4 protein-coding genes and 1 pseudogene are annotated in these 2,830 nt (G+C 43.5%); all 5 read left to right on the plus strand.

Annotated features, from left to right (window positions below):
* On the plus strand, window positions 1-139 hold a 139-nt coding region (locus tag HMPREF1152_RS09145), incomplete at its 5' end, for a Maff2 family mobile element protein (protein ID WP_009643072.1).
* A gap of 11 nt (window positions 140-150) precedes the next feature.
* Window positions 151-1,020 (plus strand): VirB6/TrbL-like conjugal transfer protein, CD1112 family, encoded by an 870-nt coding sequence (locus HMPREF1152_RS00005; protein WP_009643075.1) that lies wholly within the window; start codon window positions 151-153, stop codon window positions 1,018-1,020.
* Window positions 1,021-1,068: 48 nt separating this feature from the next.
* On the plus strand, window positions 1,069-1,584 hold the full coding sequence (locus tag HMPREF1152_RS00010; protein ID WP_253255476.1) for an MT-A70 family methyltransferase: 516 nt from the start codon (window positions 1,069-1,071) through the stop codon (window positions 1,582-1,584).
* A gap of 16 nt (window positions 1,585-1,600) precedes the next feature.
* A complete protein-coding gene (locus HMPREF1152_RS00015; protein WP_004802685.1) occupies window positions 1,601-1,996 on the plus strand; it encodes a PrgI family protein in 396 nt (131 codons plus the stop codon).
* Window positions 1,953-2,830 (plus strand): annotated as a pseudogene (locus HMPREF1152_RS00020) (VirB4-like conjugal transfer ATPase, CD1110 family); the annotation flags it as partial. The gene HMPREF1152_RS00015 and the pseudogene HMPREF1152_RS00020, both read left to right, overlap by 44 nt.

Below are 2,830 nucleotides of genomic sequence, written 5' to 3' on the forward strand. Positions count from 1 at the left end.
AAATTCGGAGATAACATCAAAGGATTACCTATCACTATCGGGCGCTAAATCACAGGGAATCAAGCAGCTTATGGCAGGAGGAGGCGTTGCCCTTATCGGTACAACCCTTGTTCCGCTTCTTCGCGGACTGTTCGGATAAGGAGGTAACACGTGCAGAGCATACTTGATGCAATCAATGAATGGATCAAGGAAATTTTAATTGGATCCATTCAGGGAAATCTTGAAGCTCTGCTTGGCGATGTCAACGAAAAGGTAGGAACCATAGCGGCAGAGGTAGGCAAGACCCCGCAGGGCTGGAACGACAGCGTATTTTCCATGATAAAAACCTTGTCGGAAAATGTGATCGTCCCCATTGCGGGGCTTGTCATTACCTATGTTCTTTGCTACGAGCTGATCAGCATGATTATTGATAAAAATAATCTGCACGAGTTGGACACCTTTATGTTTTTTAAGTGGTTTTTCAAGGCATGGGTAGCGGTATTTATCGTTACCCATACCTTTGATATTACCATGGCGGTATTCGATGTGGCGCAGCATGTTGTATCAGGCGCATCCGGCGTTATCAGCTCGGACACAAGCATTGATGTGGCATCCTCTCTTACCGCACTACAAGGAAAGCTGAAGGATATGGAAATACCGGAGCTTTTACGGCTTTCCATAGAAACCGGACTTGTGAGCATTTCTATGAAAATCATGTCCGTTTTTATTACCGTTGTCATCTACGGCAGAATGATAGAGATCTATTTAGTCTGCTCCGTCGCCCCGATTCCATTTGCCACTATGACAAATAAAGAATGGGGACAGATCGGAAACAACTATCTGAAAAGCTTATTCGCACTTGGTTTTCAGGGCTTTTTAATCATGGTATGCGTCGGAATATATGCTGTCTTGGTAAAGGCTATGACCGTATCGGACAACCTGCATACCGCGATATTTTCTCTTGCGGCATATACCGTGCTGCTTTGCTTTATGCTCTTAAAATCAAGTGCCATTTCAAAATCAATTTTTGGAGCGCATTAGCCCTAATACAAAGGAGGTATCAAAACAATCAGTAAAAAATACAGCATTATCTATGCCGATCCGCCATGGAAATACGAAAGAAGCAAAGTACAGGGCGCGGCGGAAAATCACTATCCCACCATGAGCATAGAGGAGCTTTGTACGCTTCCCGTTTCTGAAATCGCGGAAAAGGACTGCGTACTTTTTTTATGGGCTACTTTCCCGCAGCTTAAAGAAGCCCTGCAGCTAATTAAGGCATGGGGCTTTCAGTATAAGACGGTCGCTTTTGTATGGCTGAAAACAAATAAAAAGGCTGGAACATGGTTTTACGGGCTTGGCTTTTGGACGAGAGGAAATGCGGAAATCTGCCTACTTGCAACGAAAGGTCATCCCAAAAGACAGGCGAAAAATGTTCATCAGCTTATCATAAGCCCCATTGAAGCACACAGCAAAAAGCCGGATATAGCAAGAGAAAAAATCACAGCCCTTATGGGAGATCTCCCTAAAATAGAGCTTTTTGCAAGGAAGGAAAGTCCCGGCTGGGATATATGGGGAAACGAAGTAAAAAGCAGTATTACGCTTTAACGGAAAGGAGGCTTTTATGGCGTATGTACCCGTACCAAAAGACTTAACAAAGGTTAAAACAAAGGTCGCCTTTAACCTTACAAAAAGGCAGATCCTTTGCTTTACGGCAGCCTTAATTTTAGGGCTGCCTGTTTTCTTTCTCCTAAAGGGAAGCGCAGGAACAAGTCTTGCGGCTTTTTTCATGATTTTAATCATGCTTCCCTTTTTCCTCTTTGCCATGTACGAAAAGCACGGACAGCCCCTTGAGGTAGTCCTAAAGCATATCGTGCAGACAAAGTTTATCCGAAAGAAAGAGCGTCCATACAGGACGAGAAACTATTATACCCTTTTAATAAAGCAGAGAAAACTTGAAAAGGAGGTATTTCATATTGTTAAAGGACAAAACAAAGGAAAAAAACAGCGTAAAAAATAAAAGAAAGCTCAGGGGAAGCGAGAAAAAGCAGATTGCGGAGCTTATCAGAAAAGCAAAGCCGGATAAAAAGGCATCTTCTGCGCAGGAGAGCATCCCCTACCTTTCTATGCATCCGGACGGGATATGCAGAGTAACAGAAAACAGATACAGCAAGTGCATTTCCTTTTCCGACATCAATTATCAGCTTGCAGGAGCGGACGATAAAACCGCTATCTTTGAAAACTGGTGCGACTTTCTAAACTATTTTGATTCCTCTGTGGATGTACAGCTTTCCTTTATCAATCAGGGAAGCCGCGGAGAAGCAAAGACCGCAATTGAAATTCCGATGCGTGATGATGGCTTTCAGTCCATAAGAAGCGAGTATCAAAAAATGCTTTCTGCTCAGCTTTCCAAAGGAAACAACGGTCTTGTAAAGCTGAAATTCGTAACATTCAGTGTGGAAGCGGAAAATATGAATGCGGCAAAGGCAAGGCTTAACCGCATTGAAACGGATATGCTGAACAATTTTAAAGTGCTTGGAGTAAGCGCTCATGCTATGAGCGGATATGAAAGGTTAAAAAACCTGCACGGTATTTTTCATCCGGAGGGAGAGCCTTTCTTCTTTTCTTGGGACTATCTTGTTCCGTCGGGATTATCAACAAAGGACTTTATCGCACCGTCCTCTTTTTACTTCGGAGAAGGCAGAACTTTCCGTATGGGCAGTAAGCTCGGTGCGGTAAGCTTTCTTGAAATCTTAGCCCCGGAATTAAACGATCGCATTCTGTCCGACCTTTTGGATTTGGAAACGGGAATGATTGTAAACCTGCATATCAAAAGCATCGATCAGGCGGAGGC

The organism is Mogibacterium sp. CM50 (assembly GCF_000293155.1).
Lineage (GTDB): Bacteria > Bacillota > Clostridia > Peptostreptococcales > Anaerovoracaceae > Mogibacterium > Mogibacterium timidum.

Coding starts and splice junctions, on each gene's coding strand:
- HMPREF1152_RS00015 (WP_004802685.1), top strand. CDS start 1,601: ATGGCGTATGTACCCGTACCAAAAGACTTAACAAAGGTTAAAACAAAG.